The organism is Type-A symbiont of Plautia stali, assembly GCF_059731155.1.
The window spans coordinates 920,044-937,538 of record NZ_AP035891.1 but is presented as its reverse complement, the minus strand read 5'-3'; the positions used below and the strand labels follow the sequence as shown (position 1 = coordinate 937,538).

Below are 17,495 nucleotides of genomic sequence, written 5' to 3'. Positions count from 1 at the left end.
TCCCGTTTTTATTTTTCAGGCACAAAAAAACCGCCCTTGGGCGGTCAAGACATTGCTACTTATTGCTTTGATTTTATTCGGTATTAAATATGGTGCCCAGGGCGGGACTTGAACCCGCACGACCATAAGCCGAGGGATTTTAAATCCCTTGTGTCTACCGATTTCACCACCCGGGCAGGGTGTAAACTGGAGGCGCGTCCCGGAGTCGAACCGAGGTGGACGGATTTGCAATCCGCTGCATGGCCACTCTGCCAACACGCCTTTTAATCTGAGGTGCAAGCCGTCTGCGACGTATTGCAATATCTGGAGCGGGAAACGAGACTCGAACTCGCGACCCCGACCTTGGCAAGGTCGTGCTCTACCAACTGAGCTATTCCCGCATTTGCTTATGCTTCACCGAACTTGCTGATTTTATTCAGCTTCTTGCAGCCTTGCTGCCGTTCGATGCGATGCATTCTACTTATCTGACGCAACGAGTCAATAGAATTATCCACACACTACGTCCGTTTGCTGCTTTTTAAATCGCATCGATCAGCTATCGAGCAAATCGCCACGTGCCGCGCTTAAATACTGGAACATTGACCAGAAAGTCAGCACCGCTGCGATGTACAACGCCACCACGCCAACGCCCACTACGGTCGCGTCCGGACGCCACAGCAGCGCCACCAGCGACAGCATCTGCGCCGTGGTCTTCACTTTGCCAATCCACGACACCGCCACGCTACTGCGCTTGCCAATCTCCGCCATCCACTCACGTAAGGCCGAGATAATGATTTCACGCGCGATCATGGTGGCGGCCGGCAGCGTGATCCACCAGGCGTGGAAATACTCGGCGACCAGCACCAGCGCCATCGCCACCATCATTTTGTCAGCGACCGGATCGAGAAAGGCACCAAAACGTGTTGTCTGCTTCCAGCGACGCGCGAGGAAGCCATCAAACCAGTCAGTGACCGCAGCAATGACAAACAGCAGCGCCGTCGCGAAGGGAGCCCAGTGAAATGGCAGATAGAACGCCAGCACGAAGAACGGGATCAGAACAACTCGAAACAGGGTAAGACACGTCGGAATGTTAAATTGCATATGCCAGTAACTGTCTGGTGTGAGTAGGATTTAACGTATGTTCCTACATTGCCCATCCTGTTTCAATGTTAGTGTTTCAGCCAGTAGTAGATTTTTTCCGCCAGCGCGAAGGAGATACCCGGTACTTTAGCGATATCATCGACGCTGGCATTCATCAGCGGTTGCAGGCCGCCCATGTACTTCAGCAGCTGCTGACGCCGTTTGGGTCCCACGCCTTCTATGCTCTCCAGCGCGCTGGTGTTCTTCACTTTGGCGCGTTTTTTCCGGTGGCCCGAAATTGCATGATTGTGAGCGTCGTCACGAATGTGCTGGATAACATGCAGCGCCGGCGAGTCCGGCGGCAGCGAAACGCCCTCGCCTTCCGCCGCAAACAACAGCGTTTCCAGGCCGGCTTTACGGTCGCTGCCTTTTGCCACGCCGAGCAGAATCGGCCGGTTTTTATCCCATGACACATCCAGTTCCGCAAACACCTGCTGCGCCTGCGCCAGCTGCCCTTTACCGCCATCGATCAGGATCACATCCGGGATCTTTTCCGGTTCCAGCGCCTTGCCGTAACGACGGCGCAGCACCTGATTCATCGCCGCGTAGTCATCACCGGGGGTAATTCCTTCAATGTTGTAGCGGCGATAGTCAGCGCGCAGCGGGCCGTCACGGTTGAACACCACGCAGGACGCGATGGTCTGTTCGCCCATAGTGTGGCTGATGTCGAAACACTCCATGCGGTTAATCTGCTCCAGTTTAAGGAACGCCGCCAGCGCCGCCAGACGCTGCTGAATGGTCGAGTGCTGCGCCAGCCGCGTCGTCAGCGCAGTGGCGGCATTGGTGCGCGCCAGCTTCAGGTAGCGCGCACGGTCGCCGCGCGGTTTGCTCTGAATGCTGACCTTGCGCCCGACCAGTTCGCTCAGCGACGCGGCCAGCAGTTCCCGCTCAGGCAGATTGAAGTCCAGCAGGATGTCCGCCGGTAAGGTGCGCGCTTCGCTGCCCTGCAGATAAAACTGTCCGACAAACGTCGGCATCACTTCGGTAAGTTCCGTGTCCGCCGGCACCTTCGGGAAATAGCTGCGGCTGCCCAGCACTTTGCCCTGCCGGATAAACAGCACGTGCAGACAGGCCATTCCGGCGTCATAGGCCACGCCCATCACGTCGAGATCATCGCCCTGGTTGGAGACGAACTGTTTCTCCGTAATCCGGCGCACCGCCTGAATCTGGTCCCGCAGGCGCGCCGCCTCTTCGAAGCGCAGGCCCACGCTGGCCTGCTCCATGCGCTGCACAAGCTGATTAATCACCTGATCGTCTTTACCGGCCAGAAACAGCCGCACATAGTCGGTTTGCTGTGCATATTCCTCTTCGCTCACCAAGCCGGCGACGCAGGGGCCGAGGCAACGGCCAATCTGATACTGCAGGCATGGACGCGAGCGGTTGCGGTAGACGCTGTTCTCGCATTGGCGAATCGGAAACACCTTTTGCAGCAGCGCCAGGGTTTCACGCACCGCATAGCCGTTGGGAAACGGACCAAAATATTCGCCTTTGGCGTGTTTGGCACCGCGGTGCATCGCCAGGCGCGGATGCGGATCGCCGCTGAGGAAAATATAGGGGTACGACTTATCATCGCGCAGCAGCACGTTGTAGCGCGGCTGATACAACTTGATGTAGTTGTGCTCCAGCAGCAACGCTTCGGTCTCAGTATGGGTGACCGTGACATCAATATTATGGATGTTGCTGACCAGCACTTCGGTCTTACGGCTCCCTACCTGCGTGCGGAAATAGCTGCTCAGGCGTTTTTTGAGGTCTTTGGCTTTACCAACATAGATCACCGTGCCTGTCGCGTCATACATGCGGTAGACGCCGGGCTGACTGGTCACGGTGCTGAGAAAGGCTTTGGAATTAAAAACGTCACTCACTACTGATTAACGGCTCCGCATTAAACAGGCCATGGCGTATGGCCAGATGCGTTAACTCTACGTCACCACTAATGTTCAACTTGCTGAACATGCGATAGCGATAGCTATTAACGGTTTTCGGGCTCAAGTTAAGCTGCTCGGAAATCTCCGTCACCTTTTGCCCTCGGGTAATCATCAGCATAATCTGCAATTCCCTTTCCGACAAACAGCTGAACGGTGATTCGGCTCGCTGCGGCTCAATCTGGCTCAGCGCCATCTGCTGAGTAATATCAGAGGCGATGTAACGCTGACCGGCGTGCACCGAGCGGATGGCGCTGACCACTTCCTGCGACGCCGCCCCTTTGCTGAGATAACCTGCCGCACCGGCCTGCATGACTTTCGCTGGCAGGGGATTTTCGGTGTGGATGGTCAGCATGATGATGCGGATATCCGGATTGAAGCGCACGATTTTGCGCGTCGCCTCCAGTCCGCCAATGCCGGGCATGTTCATGTCCATCAGCACCACATCCACAGGATGAGTGCGGCACCATTTTACCGCATCCTCACCACAGGCCACTTCCCCGGCAATCACCAGTCCCTTCATATCTTCCAGTATGCGACGAATACCGGCGCGTACCAGTTCATGGTCATCAACAAGAAGCAGGCTGATCAACGGGACGTACTCCGCAGGCTCAGGCTAGTGGGGGGAAAATATATTTCAGGGGCGTTATCTTACCGGATTTCGCGTGGAAAGAACATCAGGTACGCCAGATAAATCTCAAAACCAATGACCCATGTCAAATAGCAGGCAGCGGTGATTGTTTTTTTTAGCTGATGCAATTCCATACTGGAATAAAATTGTTAAAATGTGACTAATATCATTAAGTTATAATTTATAATCCGCCTTCGCTTCTTGTCGCCCGCAGCACAAAAAAATAACCTTTCCGTGGAAGTTTTTTGCGCACAAAAAATAGCGAACGGCGCAATTAATTAACCGTCTGCGCGCGGGTCCATGGCGCGGCCTAAACTCTTCCATCAAGCATATGATATACTCTGTTTTTTACGCACGTGAAGAATGTGTGCGCACAAGGTCATTCCACAAAGGAGATAATGATGAGTGATGAAGATTTCGTAACATCGCGCGATACCCAGGCGCTGGCGGATGAAGTCGCCTGCCTGAAAATGATGGTGACGCTGATCCTGAAAGGTATGGGCCAGGCTGATGCCGGCAAGGTGATCATCAACATGGAGCGCTACGTCCAGTCCGCGCTGGCTGATAAACCGCAGGCCGAGGTGTTCAGCAACACCATCCGCCAGATTAAAACCGCCTACCGTCAGTAAGCGGCGTGCCCTGCGCATCCTGCGCGGGGCGTTAGCTGTGTGACTGCCAGTTGACCGACACGCCCAGCGAGGGCAGCACTTCTTCCGGACTGAAGCGACGCGTGCCGCGATACTTCTCCGCCAGCGCCGGCTGCTGCACCGGAATACGAATGGCAAACAGATTGTCTTCTGACTGGATCAGTCCCGGCGAGAGCGGCTCGTACACCACCTGATGCTGCTCAAACATCTTCTCCAGCATCGGCGTGGCCGAACTGATCAAATACTCCATCCCGCTCAGCTCTGCCAGCTGTACTGAATGCCATAAGATATTCAGCGGCAGCTCGGCATCCACTTCAAGGCGGGCCGAATAGCGCGACATTTCCCAGACTTTTTGCTGATCAAAAGGCAGCACCATGCCTTCCGGCACTTCCGGCTCGTGCCACGGTAACAGACGTGCGCAGCCACAAATGCCCTGACGCGCAGTCCAGGCAATCAGCCAGGTGACATCTGAACGATCGAAGCGATCGTACTCCTGTCCCGGCGTGCTGAGTCGCGGCGGAATTGACCAGCCCTCGCCACGCGCAAATACGCTGTAACGATAGGTGCCCAACTCGGCTAGCAAAGAGGACGGCATATCCTTTAGCTGTGTTTGAATTATTTTCATCATGCGCCCCTGACATCCCCATGTTTGCAATGATTTATTAAGCGCCAGCCTGGCGGAGTTTCCGGCGCAGGGTAGACAACTGACTGCGGCTTAGGAACTACTAAAATTAGTAGTTGCCTTTTCGCTATATCAGGCCGATGGCTGCGGCATAACAGGCAATCTGCGTTTTATTGGAAACATTAAAACGCTTTTGCATATTCTTTTGGTGAAAATTTACCGTGTGTTCAGAAATAGCCAGAATGAGGCAAATTTCGGCTGAGGTTTTTCCCTCCGCTGTCCATTTCAATATTTCCAGCTCGCGCTGACTAAAATCATTCGATAACACCACCATTGAGCCGTCATTCAGACGGTCCAGCACACGCAAACTCAGTTCCGCCAGGAAGAGCAGTTGCACCTCCAGCTCAACGCGTCTGTGCTGGGTCTGGCTGGGTTATTGCGATGCTATAGATAATACACCAATGGCACGATTTAGCGCCATTGCCGAGCATGAAAAGCCACTTACCAGCCCTGCTGCATTGGCTTCTGCCCATAAATTGCCTGCGCCTGTAAATAAATCACGCGTCCACTCCACGCCGCGACCGGGCTGCTGGCAGAGCATTAACACCGGATCCACCGCATAGTAATTTTCACTCTTGTAGCGTTTCACCCAGCTCTGCGGATAGGTGCTAAAGAGAAAAATACGCGGTCGGGTAAAAGGCTCCGGATGCTGAACCAAAAAGGCAAAAGCATCAAATCCAAGGGCCTCAACATGTTTTTGCAGCAGCGATTTCAATTGCAGCACTTCTGAAAGCGCCTGAAATTCTTTTTCAGTTTCGCCTCGCCAGACGAAATCATTATCGATGGTCATTATTACCCTAGCGCTGTTTCACGCCTTATTCATAACAGGATATCTGTGCCGATTAATGTAAAAAATAAATTAACAAGAGAAAAAATATTGATTGAAACCAGAGCGGCATTGCGGGCAAAAAGTGATAACTACCTTGTTGTCAATATGTTACCCAAATGAGAAATTAAACTATAGTGCGTTTGCCAGCGGCACCATCAGGATGATAAGTCGTGCGAATCAGAATAAGATTTTTCTGAAAAATTTTCAATCGTCCTGTTGATTAAAGGCCAGACTTCGCAGATAAAACATTCGCCTCATCATTAATCGCTATTATATTTTCCCCTTTTTTATACCGCCAGTCATAATCTTCCTGCTGATTAAGCCCGCAGCGCGGCTTAATTCCAGTTATTTCTGCAGTGTTTACCTGCCGTGCCCCTGTGGCAGACATTTCCGGCACCGTCTTTTCCAGCTACGCTTTAGCAGAGGCGCAAGGTGGTAGGAACCAGCATAGCTCCGCAGGCTGGCGCGATTTCAGCAAACTGAGTGGGACTGACTATGTTAAACCAGCTGGCATTACCCTTTCTGGTCGTAGGCGTGTGTACCGCCCTGATGATCGCTAAAGATCTGTTTCGTCACCCCAATCCGCTGGCGGTCATGAATATAATCTAGCCGCTCACCGGGCTGTACATGCCGTTTTTCGGCTGGCTGGCATGGTGGTATCTCGGCCGTAAACCGTCACGTCAGCGAAAACTGGCGCTGCTGATGCCATCCGGATTAACCGGTTATGCCAGCTGGCAAACCATTTTTATTTCCACCTCGCTCTTTACCGCCGCCTGTATATTCGGCGACATCATCACCCTGCCAATAGTCACTCTGCTCAAGCATTTTGCAATTAGCCCCGCGCTGTGGTTACAGGCGGTTATTTGCGTGATGATTTCGTTACTGGCGGGATTACTTTTTCAGTTTCTGGCCATTCGCCAGCGGGAACAACTTTCTATTGTCCGTACGTTATTATTAGCGCTGAAAACAGAAACCTTTCCGCTGCTGATTTATCAAACGGGAATCTTTATGTTTATGACGCTGGCCCTAAAATATGTGCTTAATCAACAGCTTAATCCCCTGTTCAGCGCCTTCTGGTTTATGTTACAGCTGGCGATGATCACCGGATTTATTTTCTCTTGGCCAGCAAATTATTTCCTCATCAAACGCGGATTAAACCCGGCGGTGTAGTTTAGCGACAAAAGCCTGCGCCGCGCATGCCAAGGTGGAAATGGCTGGCATGCGCCGCATTGTAATCCAGCCCCAGCGCATTACCGAAGCTGGCACAGCCGTTGCGCCATAACGCGTGCAAACCGGCAGCGGCCTGCGGCGGCTGCTGCCAGTTTTTGCCTACCTGCAGCCAGCGCCCGTCCGCCAGCTGAAAGCCCGTGATGTCCCACGCATCCGCCGTCGCATGTTCACTGCGGCGTCCTTCCTGGCGGTGATAAATATTGCGGCAGGCGTAACTGCCAACGTGCGCGATGCGTCGCAGCGGCGAGGTAATGCCGGCCTGCTGCAGCGCCGCATTGCTGCGCGTGACATACAGCGTGCTGGCCACCGCCATCGGACAGCTGGCAAGAAAACTGCTGCTCAGCGTGACATCACCGAAGCGGCTGATCCGCAGCGGCTGATCAATCGGACAATCGCCCTGCAGCGGCGGCACCTCACGGAAACTGACCCTGCCTTGGGCGCTGGCCGCGCGCATCACTGCCAGACACGCGGCCGGCTCGCTGCTCAGCCGCTGCAGCTTATAGCGCGTCATCCAGCCCGGCGGATCGGTAACCTGTAGCGGTATAAACGGATTCCACTGTGGCGGCAGATGCGTTTTCAGCCAGGGTAAACTCCACCAGCCGCACAGGGCCAGCAGCACTATCGCGAGCAAAGCGCGCACGCTGCCTCACTTTTTCCGAGTTCATCGAAATGACAAGTGTAGAACCCTGCGCAGCGCTGCGTGGTGCAAGCGGCTCATTTGCAGAACATTTACGCAAAATGACGGCAGGGCGCGCCATGTAAATATTTACTGACACGGTAAAGCACGCAAAAGGGCACAAATGTTTAAAAACCATTACCGAGAGTGGCCGCCTTTCCTCTATCTTATGCCCTCTTGCCCTGTGCAACAGCACGTTATTCAACAGTCAGCAGAGCTGACACAACATCAAGACAGGAAAGATATTTTTATGGTTGATCAATCTAAAGCGGCGCCCGCTGAGGCCGAACAGCCGGAAAAACTCCGGCGCAACCTGCATAACCGTCACATCCAGCTTATCGCCATCGGCGGTGCCATCGGCACCGGTCTGTTCATGGGCTCCGGTAAAACCATCAGCCTAGCGGGTCCATCGATCATCTTCGTCTATATGATCATCGGTTTTATGCTGTTCTTTGTGATGCGCGCCATGGGTGAGCTGCTGCTCTCCAACCTTGAGTACAAATCCTTCAGCGACTTTGCCGCCGACCTGCTCGGTCCGTGGGCCGGTTATTTCACCGGCTGGACTTACTGGTTCTGCTGGGTGGTGACCGGCATCGCCGACGTGGTGGCGATCAGCGCCTATTTCCAGCTGTGGTTCCCGGACTTCTCGATCTGGATGAGCGCGCTGCTGTGCGTGTTTGTTTTCCTTGCCCTGAACATCGCCACGGTGAAACTGTTTGGCGAGATGGAGTTCTGGTTCGCCATTATCAAAATCGTCGCCATCGTGGCGTTAATTATCACCGGTATTGTGCTGGTCAGCCTGCACTACCCTTCGCCGAACGGGAGCCACGCGGCGCTGAGCAATATCTGGGATCACGGCGGTATGTTCCCGAAAGGGCTAAGCGGTTTCTTTGCCGGCTTCCAGATTGCGGTGTTTGCCTTTGTCGGCATTGAACTGGTGGGTACGGCGGCGGCGGAGACCAAAGATCCACATAAAGTTCTGCCGCGTGCCATCAACGCGACCCCGCTGCGCATCATAATGTTTTACGTGCTGGCGCTGCTGGTGATCATGGCGGTGACGCCGTGGAACCAAGTAATGCCGGATAGCAGTCCGTTCGTTGAAATGTTTGTGCTGATTGGCCTGCCGGCCGCTGCCAGCATCGTTAACTTTGTGGTGCTGACCTCCGCAGCCTCCTCAGCCAACAGCGGCATCTTCTCCACCAGCCGCATGCTGTATGGCCTGGCGGAACAGGGCGTGGCGCATAAAGCGTTTGGCCGTCTCTCGGCGCGCGCGGTGCCGACCACCGGCCTGTTCTTCTCCTGCCTGTGTCTGCTGGCTGGCGTGGCATTGATCTACCTGATTCCGGATGTGATGACGGTCTTCACCATGGTGACCACGGTCTCGGCGATTCTGTTTATGTTTGTCTGGACCATTATCCTGTGCAGCTATCTGGCCTACCGCAAACAGCATCCGCAGCGTCATGCGGCGTCACGCTTCAAAATGCCACTCGGCAAGCTGATGTGCTGGGTGTGCATGGCTTTCTTTGCCTTTGTGCTGGTACTGCTGACGCTGCAGGAAGATACCCGCCAGGCGCTGATGGTGACGCCACTGTGGTTTGTGGTGCTGACCATGGGCTGGCTGCTTCGCCGTCGTAAAGCCTGATTCACTTAAACTAAAAGGCCCGGTTATGCGGGCCTTTTTCGTTATAAGCGTTCAGTGAATTTGTGCCACGCCTGCGCCAGCGACGGCCGCAGCGAATCTTCCCGCTGTGGTGCTGCTGCCGGCGCTGCGGCGGGACCGAGATTAAAGGTAAAAGTGTAATCCTGCTCTTCCCCCATGCGCAAATCCACGATCAGCGTGTCGTTGCCCTGCTGGCGCATGGCATAAAATCCATAGCTGAACCACGCAACGCGTTCGGCGTGCCACTGGCCTTTAAACGGGGCAAAAAGCGCGGGATGGCGATCGTACCAGCGAATCTGTAAGGGACGATCGGGCGACAGCAGCGACCACCAGGCTTCCCCGTAGCGCTGCGGCGTGATAATTACTGTGCGCCACACCAGCGTGTTGAAAGCGGTGGGCGCCACCAGCAGTTGCTGCGGCTGCACGGCCTGCTGCGTCAGCTGGTGCTCAATATGCCGGGTAGCAACGCTTTGCGCCACCATGCTCCAGCCCAGGTACAGCGTGCTGATGAGCAATCCGGCCTGATTCCAGCGCAGGCCGGAAGCATCCCGCCGCCACAGTGCGACGATCAGGGCGATTAGCAGCGGCAGCGTGTAGAGCGGATCGATGATGAACATGCTGCCGATGGCGAACGGGTAATCGGTCAGCGGCAGCCCGAGTTGCGTGCCGTACACCGTGGTCAGGTCCAGCACCGGATGAGTGATCAGTGCCAGCCAGATGGCGAGGCACCAGGCGCGCCAGTGCTGCCGGCTGCGCGTCGCGCCGGCCACCAGCCAGCCGGGAAACGGTGCCACCAGCGTCAGCCACAGCAGCGCATGGCTCTCGGTGCGGTGCAGCGTCATGTTGCGGATGGCATCGCCGTGGTCGATAAAAACGTCGAGGTCCGGCAGCGTGCCCGCGACCGCCCCCGCCAGCGCCGCCTGCCACAGCGGCACGCGTTTGCCCATTACGGCCACGGTCACCGCCGCGCCCAGCGTTAGTTGTGATAGCGAATCCATGCACTCTCCTGGTCAGCCACGGGGATCAGCGCACGCGGATCCCTTCAATGATCATGCGCTGAACGTTATCCAGCGTCTGGGCAAAAAATTCCGCATCGTTTAGCGTCTGGCCGGTGATGGCTTCCACCTGGGACGCGAAATCAGCGTAGTGCTGCGTGGTCGCCCACAGCAGAAAGAACAGATGCTGCGGCTGCACACCGGCAATTCGCTCTTCGGCGATCCACTGTTCGATAATCGCCGCTTTGTCATCCACCAGCGCTTTTAAATCCCCCGCCAGCTCGCCCTTCAGCAGCGGCGCACCCTGGCCTGCGGATGATCACGCGACACTTCCAGCTTAAGGCGAATATAGTTGCGGATAGCAACCAGCGGATCCTGGTCATGACGCAGCGCACGCAGCGGCGCCAGCCACACATCAAGAATCTCTTTCAGTACCGCCACATACAGCACTTCTTTTGACGGATAGTAGTAAAGCAGGTTGGTTTTTGATACGTCCGCGCGCTCAGCCACCTTATCCAGACTGGTGCCGTGAATGCCAAACTGCGAGAAGAAGGCCAATGCCGCTTCCAGAATAGCTGCCCGTTTCGCCGCAACGGCCCGCGATCGGCGTCCTGGCTTTTTTTCATCGCTTTTCACACTGTTACCTCTTCCATCCTGCGAAATCGCATCATAACAAACGCCCTGTTTCCAGCCTAATGCTGTGCCCTGCACCTTTTTCGCTCAGGTGACACATGAAAAACGTGCAATTTGTTTTGACCAGATGGTCTGTTTTGGCCCAGTCACTCAGGATTCATTAAGTCGCTAATTTTAACTGATTGTTATGTATCACTTTTAAAATTGTGGCACAGGCTTTGTAATTTTGTGATCGAGCGCCGCCCGCAGGATGCGTGCAGGAAGCAACGCAGCGCGTGAAGCAATCCACGTTCAATGCAGAGAGGTTTCACATGAAAATTGGCGTTTTCGTTCCGATTGGCAACAATGGCTGGCTGATCTCCACGCATGCCCCGCAATACAAGCCGACCTTTGAGCTCAACAAAGCGATTGTGCTCAAGGCTGAGCACTATCACTTCGACTTTGCCCTGTCGATGATTAAGCTGCGCGGCTTCGGCGGCAAAACCGAATTCTGGGACCATAACCTGGAGTCCTTCACCGTGATGGCCGGTCTGGCCGCGGTGACCTCACGCATTGAAATCTACGCCACCGCCGCCACCCTGACGCTGCCGCCCGCCATCGTGGCGCGCATGGCCGCCATCATCGACTCCATTTCCGGCGGCCGCTTCGGCGTCAATCTAGTCACCGGCTGGCAGAAGCCGGAGTATGAGCAGATGGGGCTGTGGCCGGGCGATGAATATTTTGCCAGCCGCTACAGCTACCTGACGGAGTACGTCACGGTGCTGCGCGACCTGTGGGGCACAGGCCAGAGCGACTTCAAAGGTGAGTTCTTCACCATGAACGACTGTCGCGTCAGTCCGCAGCCGCAGAAGCCGATGAAGGTGATTTGCGCCGTTCAAAGTGATGCCGGCATGGCCTTTTCGGCGCAATACGCTGATTACAATTTCTGCTTCGGCAAAGGCGTCAATACCCCGACCGCCTTTGCGCCAACCGCCGCACGCATGAAACAGGCCGCGGACAAAACCGGGCGCGACGTCGGTTCCTACGTGCTGTTTATGATTATCGCCGCCGAAAGCGACGAAGCCGCGCGCGCCAAATGGGAACACTACAAAGCCGACGCAGACGAGGAAGCCCTCGCCTGGCTCACCACGCAAAGCCAGCAGGACACCAAATCCGGCAGCGACACCAATGTGCGCCAGATGGCCGATCCGACCTCTGCCGTCAACATCAATATGGGCACGCTGGTCGGCTCCTATGCCAGCGTGGCACGCATGCTGGATGAAGTGGCGCTGATGGAAGGCACCGAAGGCGTGCTGCTGACCTTTGATGATTTCCTGCAGGGCATTGAAGATTTTGGTGAACGTATCCAGCCGCTGATGGCGTGCCGCCGCGCGCTGATTGACGCCCACAAGGAGGTTGCATAACATAATGAATACCGTCGTTTGTGCCCACAGCGCCAGCCAGCCTGCAGTGACTCTGCCGGCGCGACCGGAAGCCATCGCCCTGCCGCCGGCGCAAAGCGAGCTGATTGTGGTCGATATGCAGAACGCGTACGCCAGCCAAGGCGGCTATCTCGATCTGGCCGGGTTTGATGTCTCCGCTACACAGCCGGTTATCGCCCGGATTCATCAGGCGGTCACCGCCGCCCGCGCGGCGGGAATGCAGATTATCTGGTTCCAGAACGGCTGGGATAATCAGTATGTCGAAGCCGATGACGCCGGTTCGCCCAATTTCCATAAATCCAACGCGTTGAAAACCATGCGCCAGCGGCCGGAGCTGCACGGCACGCTGCTGGCAAAAGGCGGCTGGGATTATGCGCTGGTGGATGAGCTGGTACCGCAAGCCGGCGATATCGTGCTGCCCAAACCGCGCTACAGCGGCTTTTTCAACACGCCGCTCGACAGCATGCTGCGCAGCCGCGGTATTCGTCATCTGGTGTTTACCGGCATTGCCACCAACGTCTGCGTGGAATCGACGCTGCGCGACGGCTTTTTCCTCGAGTATTTCGGCGTGGTGCTGGCAGATGCCACCCATCAGGCCGGACCGTCGTTTGCTCAGCAGGCCGCGCTGTTCAACATTGAAACCTTTTTTGGCTGGGTCAGCGATACCGACACCTTCTGCGAGGCGCTGAAGTCGTAACCACCGTTTCACCTGCACGCTTAATAATAAGGACTCTGAGTCATGCCTAAAACAGTGATTATACCTCCCGGCACCACGACGCCTATCGCCCCGTTTGTGCCCGGCACCTTAGCCGATGGCGTGGTGTACGTTTCCGGTACGCTGCCGTTCAATGCCGACAACAACGTGGTGCACGTCGGGGATGCGGCGGCGCAAACCCGCCGCGTGCTGGAAACCATCAAAAAAGTGATCGAGACCGCCGGTGGCAGCCTGCAGGACGTCACCTTCAACTCGATTTTCATCACCGACTGGAGCAACTACGCGGCGGTAAACCAAGTGTATGCCGACTATTTCCCCGGCGACAAACCGGCGCGCTTCTGTATTCAGTGCGGTCTGGTGAAACCTGATGCGCTGATTGAAATCGCCAGCGTGGCACACATTGGCCGGCAGGAGGCGTAATGCATCTGGACATTCAGGGATTAAGCGCGCCCGACGCGCCGACGCTGGTGCTGTCGTCCGGACTGGGCGGCGTGGCCGCTTTCTGGCAACCGCAGCTGGCGGCACTGACGCCGCACTATCGCGTGGTGACCTACGATCAGCGCGGCACCGGTCGCAGCCCCGATACGCTGCCGGAAGGTTACAGCATGGCGATGATGGCGGCAGAAGTGGCCGACGCGCAGGCGGAGCACGGCATCGAACAGTATGACATCGTGGGCCATGCGCTTGGCGGGCTGATTGGCCTGCAGCTGGCGCTCGATTATCCGCAGCGCAGGGACGCGTAGTGGTGATCAACGGCTGGCTGGCGCTGGATGCCCACACCGAGCGCTGCTTCCAGGTACGCCAGGATCTGCTGCTCAACGTTGGCGTTGAAGCGTTTGTGCGCGCGCAGCCGCTGTTTCTTTACCCGGCCGAATGGCTGGCACGCCATCAGTCGCGCATCAGCGCGGAGGATGTGCATCACGTGGCGCATTTCCAGGGCATGGAGAACCTGCTGCGGCGTCTGCACGCGCTGAAATCGGCCGATTTCCGTCCGCACGCTACGCGAATCACCCAGCCGGTGCTGGCGATATGCAGTCAGGATGACCTGCTGGTGCCGTGGAGCTGCTCACCACAGCTGACGCAGGCGCTGCCCAACGGCAGCCTGATTGAGATGCCGTGGGGCGGCCATGCAATGAGCGTGACCGATGCCGACAACTTCAATGCGCTGCTGCTGCGCTGGCTGGCGGACACCGCCACGCCGGCTCGCCGCGCCAGCTAATCACGGAGCCGATGATGAGCGTACATGCACTGCCCCTGCTGCCCGAAGTGAGCCAGCAGGCTTTCCGCGATGCCATGTCCGGCCTGGGCGCGGCGGTTAATATCATCATCACCGACGGTCCCGCCGGACGCGCCGGTTTTACCGCCACCGCGGTGTGCAGCTTCAGTGATACGCTGCCGACGCTGCTGGTTTGCCTCAATCGCAACGCGTCGGTGTGGCCCCTCTTCCGCGACAACGGCGTGCTGTGCGTGAACACGCTGGCCGCCGGGCAGGATTCATTGTCGACGCTGTTTGGCGGCAAAACCCCGATGACCGAACGTTTCGCCGCCGCCCGCTGGCACACGCAGCGCAGCGGCGCACCGCTGCTGCAGGGGGCGCTGATGGCGTTCGACTGCACCATCACGCAGGTCGTCAGCGTGGCGACACACGACATTCTGTTTTGCAACGTGATGGCGCTGGAGCGCCATGATGCCCAGCCCGGTCTGATGTGGTTTGACCGTCGCTACCACGCCCTTTCACGGCAGGACGCCCGCTAACGCCGCACCGTGCAGCCCGGTTCGACCACTACCCTGGAGAAGACGATGGCGAGTTCCTGGTTCCCCCGCTGGCAGAAAAAGTCAGCCATGAGCGATGACGGGCTGATTGCCCCGGACGAAACCCTGCCGCTCGGGCAGATGATGCGGCGTGCGATATTTGAAGCCAAAACGTGCGATAAATGACAGGCTACTTTTGTTTCCATCAGTGCAACGAAATTACACTGTCATTTTTCATCGGAGGCACTTTGGCCTGTTCGAGTGGTACGATCAACGGGACAATATTTGTAGATGCTGGTCAATGAAACATCATACAGTAATGCAAGCTGTTTTCTGCTATGACCATTCGCCAATAATTTTTGAGCTTCCTGTTGCTGTGCAAAAGATAGCGACTGAGGTCTGCCGCCAATACGTCCTCTGCTTCTCGCTGCAGCTAAACCAGCCTGAGTACGCTCAACAATCAGTTCGCGCTCCATTTGTGCTAACGCGCTCATCACATGAAAGAAAAAACGGCCTGCGGACGTAGAGGTATCAATGGCATCCGTCAAACTATGAAAATGAATACCTTCATCTTCCAGATTGGATATTAAAGTAATCAAATGTTTAATGCTGCGACCCAGCCTGTCGAGCTTCCAGACCACCAGAGTATCCCCCGATTTCAGGCAGTTTAACGCGCGTTTTAATCCGGGTCTCTGGTCTGTTTTTCCACTGATTTTATCCTCAAAAATCTGTTCGCAATTTGCACAAATCAAGGATTTTTGCTGTAAATCGGTGTTTTGGTCATTTTTTGACACCCTCATATAGCCAATTTTTGCCATTTTAGCCCCTAATCCTCCCTCCGAAAGCCTTGTCATCGCTGGTTTTGGGCAAAATATTAGCTAAATTCCCGATTTAAGAAAACCTTGGTTTAACGGAAACGGTAGATTGTGCAAAAAATGCACTGGATAAACGGACTGGCGGAACGGTCAATGGCGACATTCTTTCACAGGGTGGCCAAATCGGAATGAAGGGGGATAACAGTAAGCCTTTTATTCTCGCGAATGCTGATGGCAACGTGCGCGCCTATATCTGGAAAGATAAGGGCGGTGATGGAATACACATCAATAACGGTATTGACGGCGGCGGCGATTATATTTTTCATAAAGATGGCGGTTTTCGTGCCCCTTCTTCCGTGTATGCCGGAGCTGCAAGGATAGCCGCTGACGGCAATATCTACGGTAGCATGTGGGGCAATCAGTGGCTGGACGCTTACCTGGAAAAGACCTTCCAGCCCAAAGGGGCCTACGGCAAAGCGAATACAGCGAAGCTCGGGGTCAATGGATGGTTTAAATGCGGGGACACGGGATTGATTATCCAGTGGGGTAAAACTGATAGCGAAAACTTTGACAGGAAAATCCTTCCGCTGCCCCTTCCGTTTCCAAATGAAGGTCTGTGGGCGCTGGGCTGGGTTGCTGAAGCTATAGGGATGGGTGAAGATCTATGTTCACACTCTGCCGGATTAGTCGATAAGGCGCATATCAAGGTTACAACTGACTACAACCTGGCTACAGCCAGGATAGCAATAGGATATTAATCATGTATTACTACAGTCCGGGTGAAAATGCTTTTTTCCCTGAAGAATTAAAACAGGACTATATCAGGGCAGGCAGCTTTCCCAAAGATACCGTTGAAGTCGGTGATGATGTCTGGCTGGAATTTGCAGGCAATCTGTCTCCCAAAGGTAAGCAGCGTATAGTTGGTACGGATGGTTTTCCAGCATGGGGAGATATACCACCACCAACAAAAGAAGATCTGATATCAGCAGCAGAGAAGCGAAAATCCTCGCTGATGCAGATTGCTACCGCCGCCATTGCACCTCTTCAGGACGCCGTAGACCTCGATATGGCAACGGATGCCGAAAAAGCGTTACTGCTGTCCTGGAAAAAATACCGCGTGCTGCTTAATCGTATCGATCTCAGCGCAGCCACGGATATCGACTGGCCAGACCTCCTTCAGAAACCAATCGCCAGAACCACGGTTTCAAGGCTGTTATCCACCGTCACCCTGACGATCCCGTTATCGACCAGATGGGCTGACTGTGATTGACGATCTGCATGAAAATTTATCGCAGAAGCAACATAGCCGATACAGAACAATCCCGCGCTGGGAAATTTCATGGGCAACGGGAAATCATAGGTTCCTTCCCTTTTATCTTTTCCATATCTTGCCCACTGAATAATTAATCCCGTGTCCCCGCATTTAAACCATCCATTGACCCCGAGCTTCGCTGTATTCGCTTTGCCGTAGGCCCCTTTAGGCTGGAAGGTCTTTTCCAGGTAAGCGTCCAGCCACTGATTGCCCCACATGCTACCGTAGATATTGCCGTCAGCGGCTATCCTTGCAGCTCCGGCATACACGGAAGAAGGGGCACGAAAACCGCCATCTTTATGAAAAATATAATCGCCGCCGCCGTCAATACCGTTATTGATGTGTATTCCATCACCGCCCTTATCTTTCCAGATATAGGCGCGCACGTTGCCATCAGCATTCGCGAGAATAAAAGGCTTACTGTTATCCCCCTTCATTCCGATTTGGCCACCCTGT

General features: G+C 55.3%; 19 protein-coding genes, 3 tRNA genes and 3 pseudogenes. 11 read left to right on the top strand and 14 right to left on the bottom strand.

Going from position 1 to position 17,495, the window contains the following annotated elements:
* Positions 1–90: 90 nt before the first annotated feature.
* From AC6I8M_RS04985 to uvrY, 6 genes are all read right to left on the bottom strand, one after another.
* Positions 91–176: transfer RNA gene (locus AC6I8M_RS04985), tRNA-Leu, on the bottom strand.
* 11 nt (positions 177–187) lie between these two features.
* Positions 188–261, bottom strand: a tRNA-Cys gene (locus AC6I8M_RS04980).
* Positions 262–304: 43 nt separating this feature from the next.
* Positions 305–380 (bottom strand) — tRNA-Gly (locus AC6I8M_RS04975).
* A 151-nt stretch (positions 381–531) separates the two neighbouring features.
* Positions 532–1,080: a CDP-diacylglycerol--glycerol-3-phosphate 3-phosphatidyltransferase gene (gene pgsA / locus AC6I8M_RS04970; protein WP_010616660.1), complete on the bottom strand. Its 549-nt coding sequence runs from the start codon at positions 1,078–1,080 to the stop codon at positions 532–534.
* Between the two features lie 68 nt (positions 1,081–1,148).
* Positions 1,149–2,981 carry an excinuclease ABC subunit UvrC gene (gene uvrC, locus AC6I8M_RS04965; RefSeq protein WP_058948772.1) on the bottom strand — a complete coding sequence of 611 codons (1,833 nt, stop codon included), beginning with the start codon at positions 2,979–2,981 and terminating at the stop codon, positions 1,149–1,151.
* Positions 2,974–3,633 carry a UvrY/SirA/GacA family response regulator transcription factor gene (gene uvrY, locus AC6I8M_RS04960; RefSeq protein WP_010616663.1) on the bottom strand — a complete coding sequence of 220 codons (660 nt, stop codon included), beginning with the start codon at positions 3,631–3,633 and terminating at the stop codon, positions 2,974–2,976. Before uvrY ends, uvrC begins: the two co-directional genes overlap by 8 nt.
* Before the next feature lie 440 nt (positions 3,634–4,073).
* On the opposite strand from uvrY, the gene AC6I8M_RS04955 reads away from it, so the two are divergent.
* Positions 4,074–4,301, top strand: coding sequence for a DUF2594 family protein (locus AC6I8M_RS04955; RefSeq protein WP_010616664.1), 228 nt, complete (start codon positions 4,074–4,076; stop codon positions 4,299–4,301).
* A 31-nt stretch (positions 4,302–4,332) separates the two neighbouring features.
* Here the strand turns inward: AC6I8M_RS04955 and AC6I8M_RS04950 are convergent, their stop codons facing one another.
* The 3 genes and pseudogenes from AC6I8M_RS04950 to AC6I8M_RS04940 form a co-directional block, all read right to left on the bottom strand.
* Positions 4,333–4,944, bottom strand: coding sequence for an acyl-homoserine-lactone synthase (locus AC6I8M_RS04950; RefSeq protein ID WP_031279842.1), 612 nt, complete (start codon positions 4,942–4,944; stop codon positions 4,333–4,335).
* 124 nt (positions 4,945–5,068) lie between these two features.
* Positions 5,069–5,791: pseudogene (locus tag AC6I8M_RS04945) on the bottom strand (autoinducer binding domain-containing protein).
* A gap of 259 nt (positions 5,792–6,050) precedes the next feature.
* Entirely contained in the window at positions 6,051–6,227 is a 177-nt protein-coding gene (locus AC6I8M_RS04940) for a hypothetical protein (protein WP_195910864.1), read from the bottom strand.
* A gap of 230 nt (positions 6,228–6,457) precedes the next feature.
* Here AC6I8M_RS04940 and AC6I8M_RS04935 point away from each other — a divergent pair, with 230 nt between their 5' ends.
* A complete protein-coding gene (locus tag AC6I8M_RS04935; protein ID WP_010616669.1) occupies positions 6,458–7,000 on the top strand; it encodes a DUF4396 domain-containing protein in 543 nt (180 codons plus the stop codon).
* Between the two features lies 1 nt (position 7,001).
* Here the strand turns inward: AC6I8M_RS04935 and AC6I8M_RS04930 are convergent, their stop codons facing one another.
* On the bottom strand, positions 7,002–7,700 hold the full coding sequence (locus AC6I8M_RS04930) for an extensin-like domain-containing protein (protein WP_058948773.1): 699 nt from the start codon (positions 7,698–7,700) through the stop codon (positions 7,002–7,004).
* A gap of 286 nt (positions 7,701–7,986) precedes the next feature.
* On the opposite strand from AC6I8M_RS04930, the gene cycA reads away from it, so the two are divergent.
* A complete protein-coding gene (gene cycA / locus AC6I8M_RS04925) occupies positions 7,987–9,378 on the top strand; it encodes a D-serine/D-alanine/glycine transporter (protein ID WP_010616670.1) in 1,392 nt (463 codons plus the stop codon).
* 41 nt (positions 9,379–9,419) lie between these two features.
* On the opposite strand, the gene AC6I8M_RS04920 is transcribed toward cycA, so the two are convergent.
* On the bottom strand, positions 9,420–10,394 hold the full coding sequence (locus tag AC6I8M_RS04920; protein WP_010616671.1) for a metal-dependent hydrolase: 975 nt from the start codon (positions 10,392–10,394) through the stop codon (positions 9,420–9,422).
* Positions 10,395–10,419: 25 nt separating this feature from the next.
* Positions 10,420–11,027 (bottom strand): annotated as a pseudogene (gene rutR / locus AC6I8M_RS04915) (HTH-type transcriptional regulator RutR).
* Positions 11,028–11,335: 308 nt separating this feature from the next.
* Here rutR and rutA point away from each other — a divergent pair.
* From rutA to AC6I8M_RS04885, 6 genes and pseudogenes are all read left to right on the top strand, one after another.
* Positions 11,336–12,427 (top strand): pyrimidine utilization protein A, encoded by a 1,092-nt coding sequence (gene rutA, locus AC6I8M_RS04910; protein ID WP_010616672.1) that lies wholly within the window; start codon positions 11,336–11,338, stop codon positions 12,425–12,427.
* 4 nt (positions 12,428–12,431) lie between these two features.
* Complete coding sequence (rutB, locus tag AC6I8M_RS04905) at positions 12,432–13,142, top strand: pyrimidine utilization protein B (protein ID WP_010616673.1); 711 nt, start codon at positions 12,432–12,434, stop codon at positions 13,140–13,142.
* Positions 13,143–13,184: 42 nt separating this feature from the next.
* Entirely contained in the window at positions 13,185–13,580 is a 396-nt protein-coding gene (gene rutC / locus AC6I8M_RS04900; RefSeq protein WP_010616674.1) for a pyrimidine utilization protein C, read from the top strand.
* A pseudogene (gene rutD, locus AC6I8M_RS04895) lies at positions 13,580–14,379 on the top strand (pyrimidine utilization protein D). Before rutC ends, rutD begins: the two are co-directional and overlap by 1 nt.
* Positions 14,380–14,393: 14 nt before the next feature.
* A complete protein-coding gene (gene rutF, locus AC6I8M_RS04890) occupies positions 14,394–14,915 on the top strand; it encodes an NADH-dependent FMN reductase RutF (protein ID WP_022548837.1) in 522 nt (173 codons plus the stop codon).
* 45 nt (positions 14,916–14,960) lie between these two features.
* Entirely contained in the window at positions 14,961–15,098 is a 138-nt protein-coding gene (locus AC6I8M_RS04885) for a hypothetical protein (protein ID WP_498013847.1), read from the top strand.
* Positions 15,099–15,139: 41 nt separating this feature from the next.
* Here the strand turns inward: AC6I8M_RS04885 and AC6I8M_RS04880 are convergent, their stop codons facing one another.
* Positions 15,140–15,730, bottom strand: a complete 591-nt coding sequence (locus AC6I8M_RS04880) for a recombinase family protein (protein WP_498013689.1) — start codon at positions 15,728–15,730, stop codon at positions 15,140–15,142.
* Positions 15,731–15,915: 185 nt separating this feature from the next.
* Here AC6I8M_RS04880 and AC6I8M_RS04875 point away from each other — a divergent pair, with 185 nt between their 5' ends.
* Both AC6I8M_RS04875 and AC6I8M_RS04870 read left to right on the top strand, forming a co-directional pair.
* On the top strand, positions 15,916–16,485 hold the full coding sequence (locus AC6I8M_RS04875; RefSeq protein WP_022548509.1) for a tail fiber protein: 570 nt from the start codon (positions 15,916–15,918) through the stop codon (positions 16,483–16,485).
* A 2-nt stretch (positions 16,486–16,487) separates the two neighbouring features.
* The gene (locus AC6I8M_RS04870) at positions 16,488–16,997 is read left to right on the top strand and encodes a tail fiber assembly protein (RefSeq protein ID WP_022548508.1); all 510 of its coding nucleotides are present in this window, start codon (positions 16,488–16,490) and stop codon (positions 16,995–16,997) included.
* Here the strand turns inward: AC6I8M_RS04870 and AC6I8M_RS04865 are convergent.
* Complete coding sequence (locus AC6I8M_RS04865; protein WP_498013688.1) at positions 16,904–17,476, bottom strand: hypothetical protein; 573 nt, start codon at positions 17,474–17,476, stop codon at positions 16,904–16,906. The genes AC6I8M_RS04870 and AC6I8M_RS04865 overlap by 94 nt on opposite strands.
* Between the last annotated feature and the right edge of the window lie 19 nt (positions 17,477–17,495).

Excerpts from the sequence above, each read along its gene's own strand:
- pgsA (WP_010616660.1), bottom strand. The coding sequence starts at position 1,080 with ATGCAATTTAACATTCCGACGTGTCTTACCCTGTTTCGAGTTGTTCTG.
- AC6I8M_RS04955 (WP_010616664.1), top strand. The coding sequence starts at position 4,074 with ATGAGTGATGAAGATTTCGTAACATCGCGCGATACCCAGGCGCTGGCG.
- AC6I8M_RS04950 (WP_031279842.1), bottom strand. The coding sequence starts at position 4,944 with ATGAAAATAATTCAAACACAGCTAAAGGATATGCCGTCCTCTTTGCTA.
- AC6I8M_RS04935 (WP_010616669.1), top strand. The coding sequence starts at position 6,458 with ATGCCGTTTTTCGGCTGGCTGGCATGGTGGTATCTCGGCCGTAAACCG.
- cycA (WP_010616670.1), top strand. The coding sequence starts at position 7,987 with ATGGTTGATCAATCTAAAGCGGCGCCCGCTGAGGCCGAACAGCCGGAA.
- AC6I8M_RS04920 (WP_010616671.1), bottom strand. The coding sequence starts at position 10,394 with ATGGATTCGCTATCACAACTAACGCTGGGCGCGGCGGTGACCGTGGCC.
- rutA (WP_010616672.1), top strand. The coding sequence starts at position 11,336 with ATGAAAATTGGCGTTTTCGTTCCGATTGGCAACAATGGCTGGCTGATC.
- rutB (WP_010616673.1), top strand. The coding sequence starts at position 12,432 with ATGAATACCGTCGTTTGTGCCCACAGCGCCAGCCAGCCTGCAGTGACT.
- rutC (WP_010616674.1), top strand. The coding sequence starts at position 13,185 with ATGCCTAAAACAGTGATTATACCTCCCGGCACCACGACGCCTATCGCC.
- rutF (WP_022548837.1), top strand. The coding sequence starts at position 14,394 with ATGAGCGTACATGCACTGCCCCTGCTGCCCGAAGTGAGCCAGCAGGCT.
- AC6I8M_RS04885 (WP_498013847.1), top strand. The coding sequence starts at position 14,961 with ATGGCGAGTTCCTGGTTCCCCCGCTGGCAGAAAAAGTCAGCCATGAGC.
- AC6I8M_RS04880 (WP_498013689.1), bottom strand. The coding sequence starts at position 15,730 with ATGGCAAAAATTGGCTATATGAGGGTGTCAAAAAATGACCAAAACACC.
- AC6I8M_RS04875 (WP_022548509.1), top strand. The coding sequence starts at position 15,916 with ATGAAGGGGGATAACAGTAAGCCTTTTATTCTCGCGAATGCTGATGGC.
- AC6I8M_RS04870 (WP_022548508.1), top strand. The coding sequence starts at position 16,488 with ATGTATTACTACAGTCCGGGTGAAAATGCTTTTTTCCCTGAAGAATTA.
- AC6I8M_RS04865 (WP_498013688.1), bottom strand. The coding sequence starts at position 17,476 with ATGAAGGGGGATAACAGTAAGCCTTTTATTCTCGCGAATGCTGATGGC.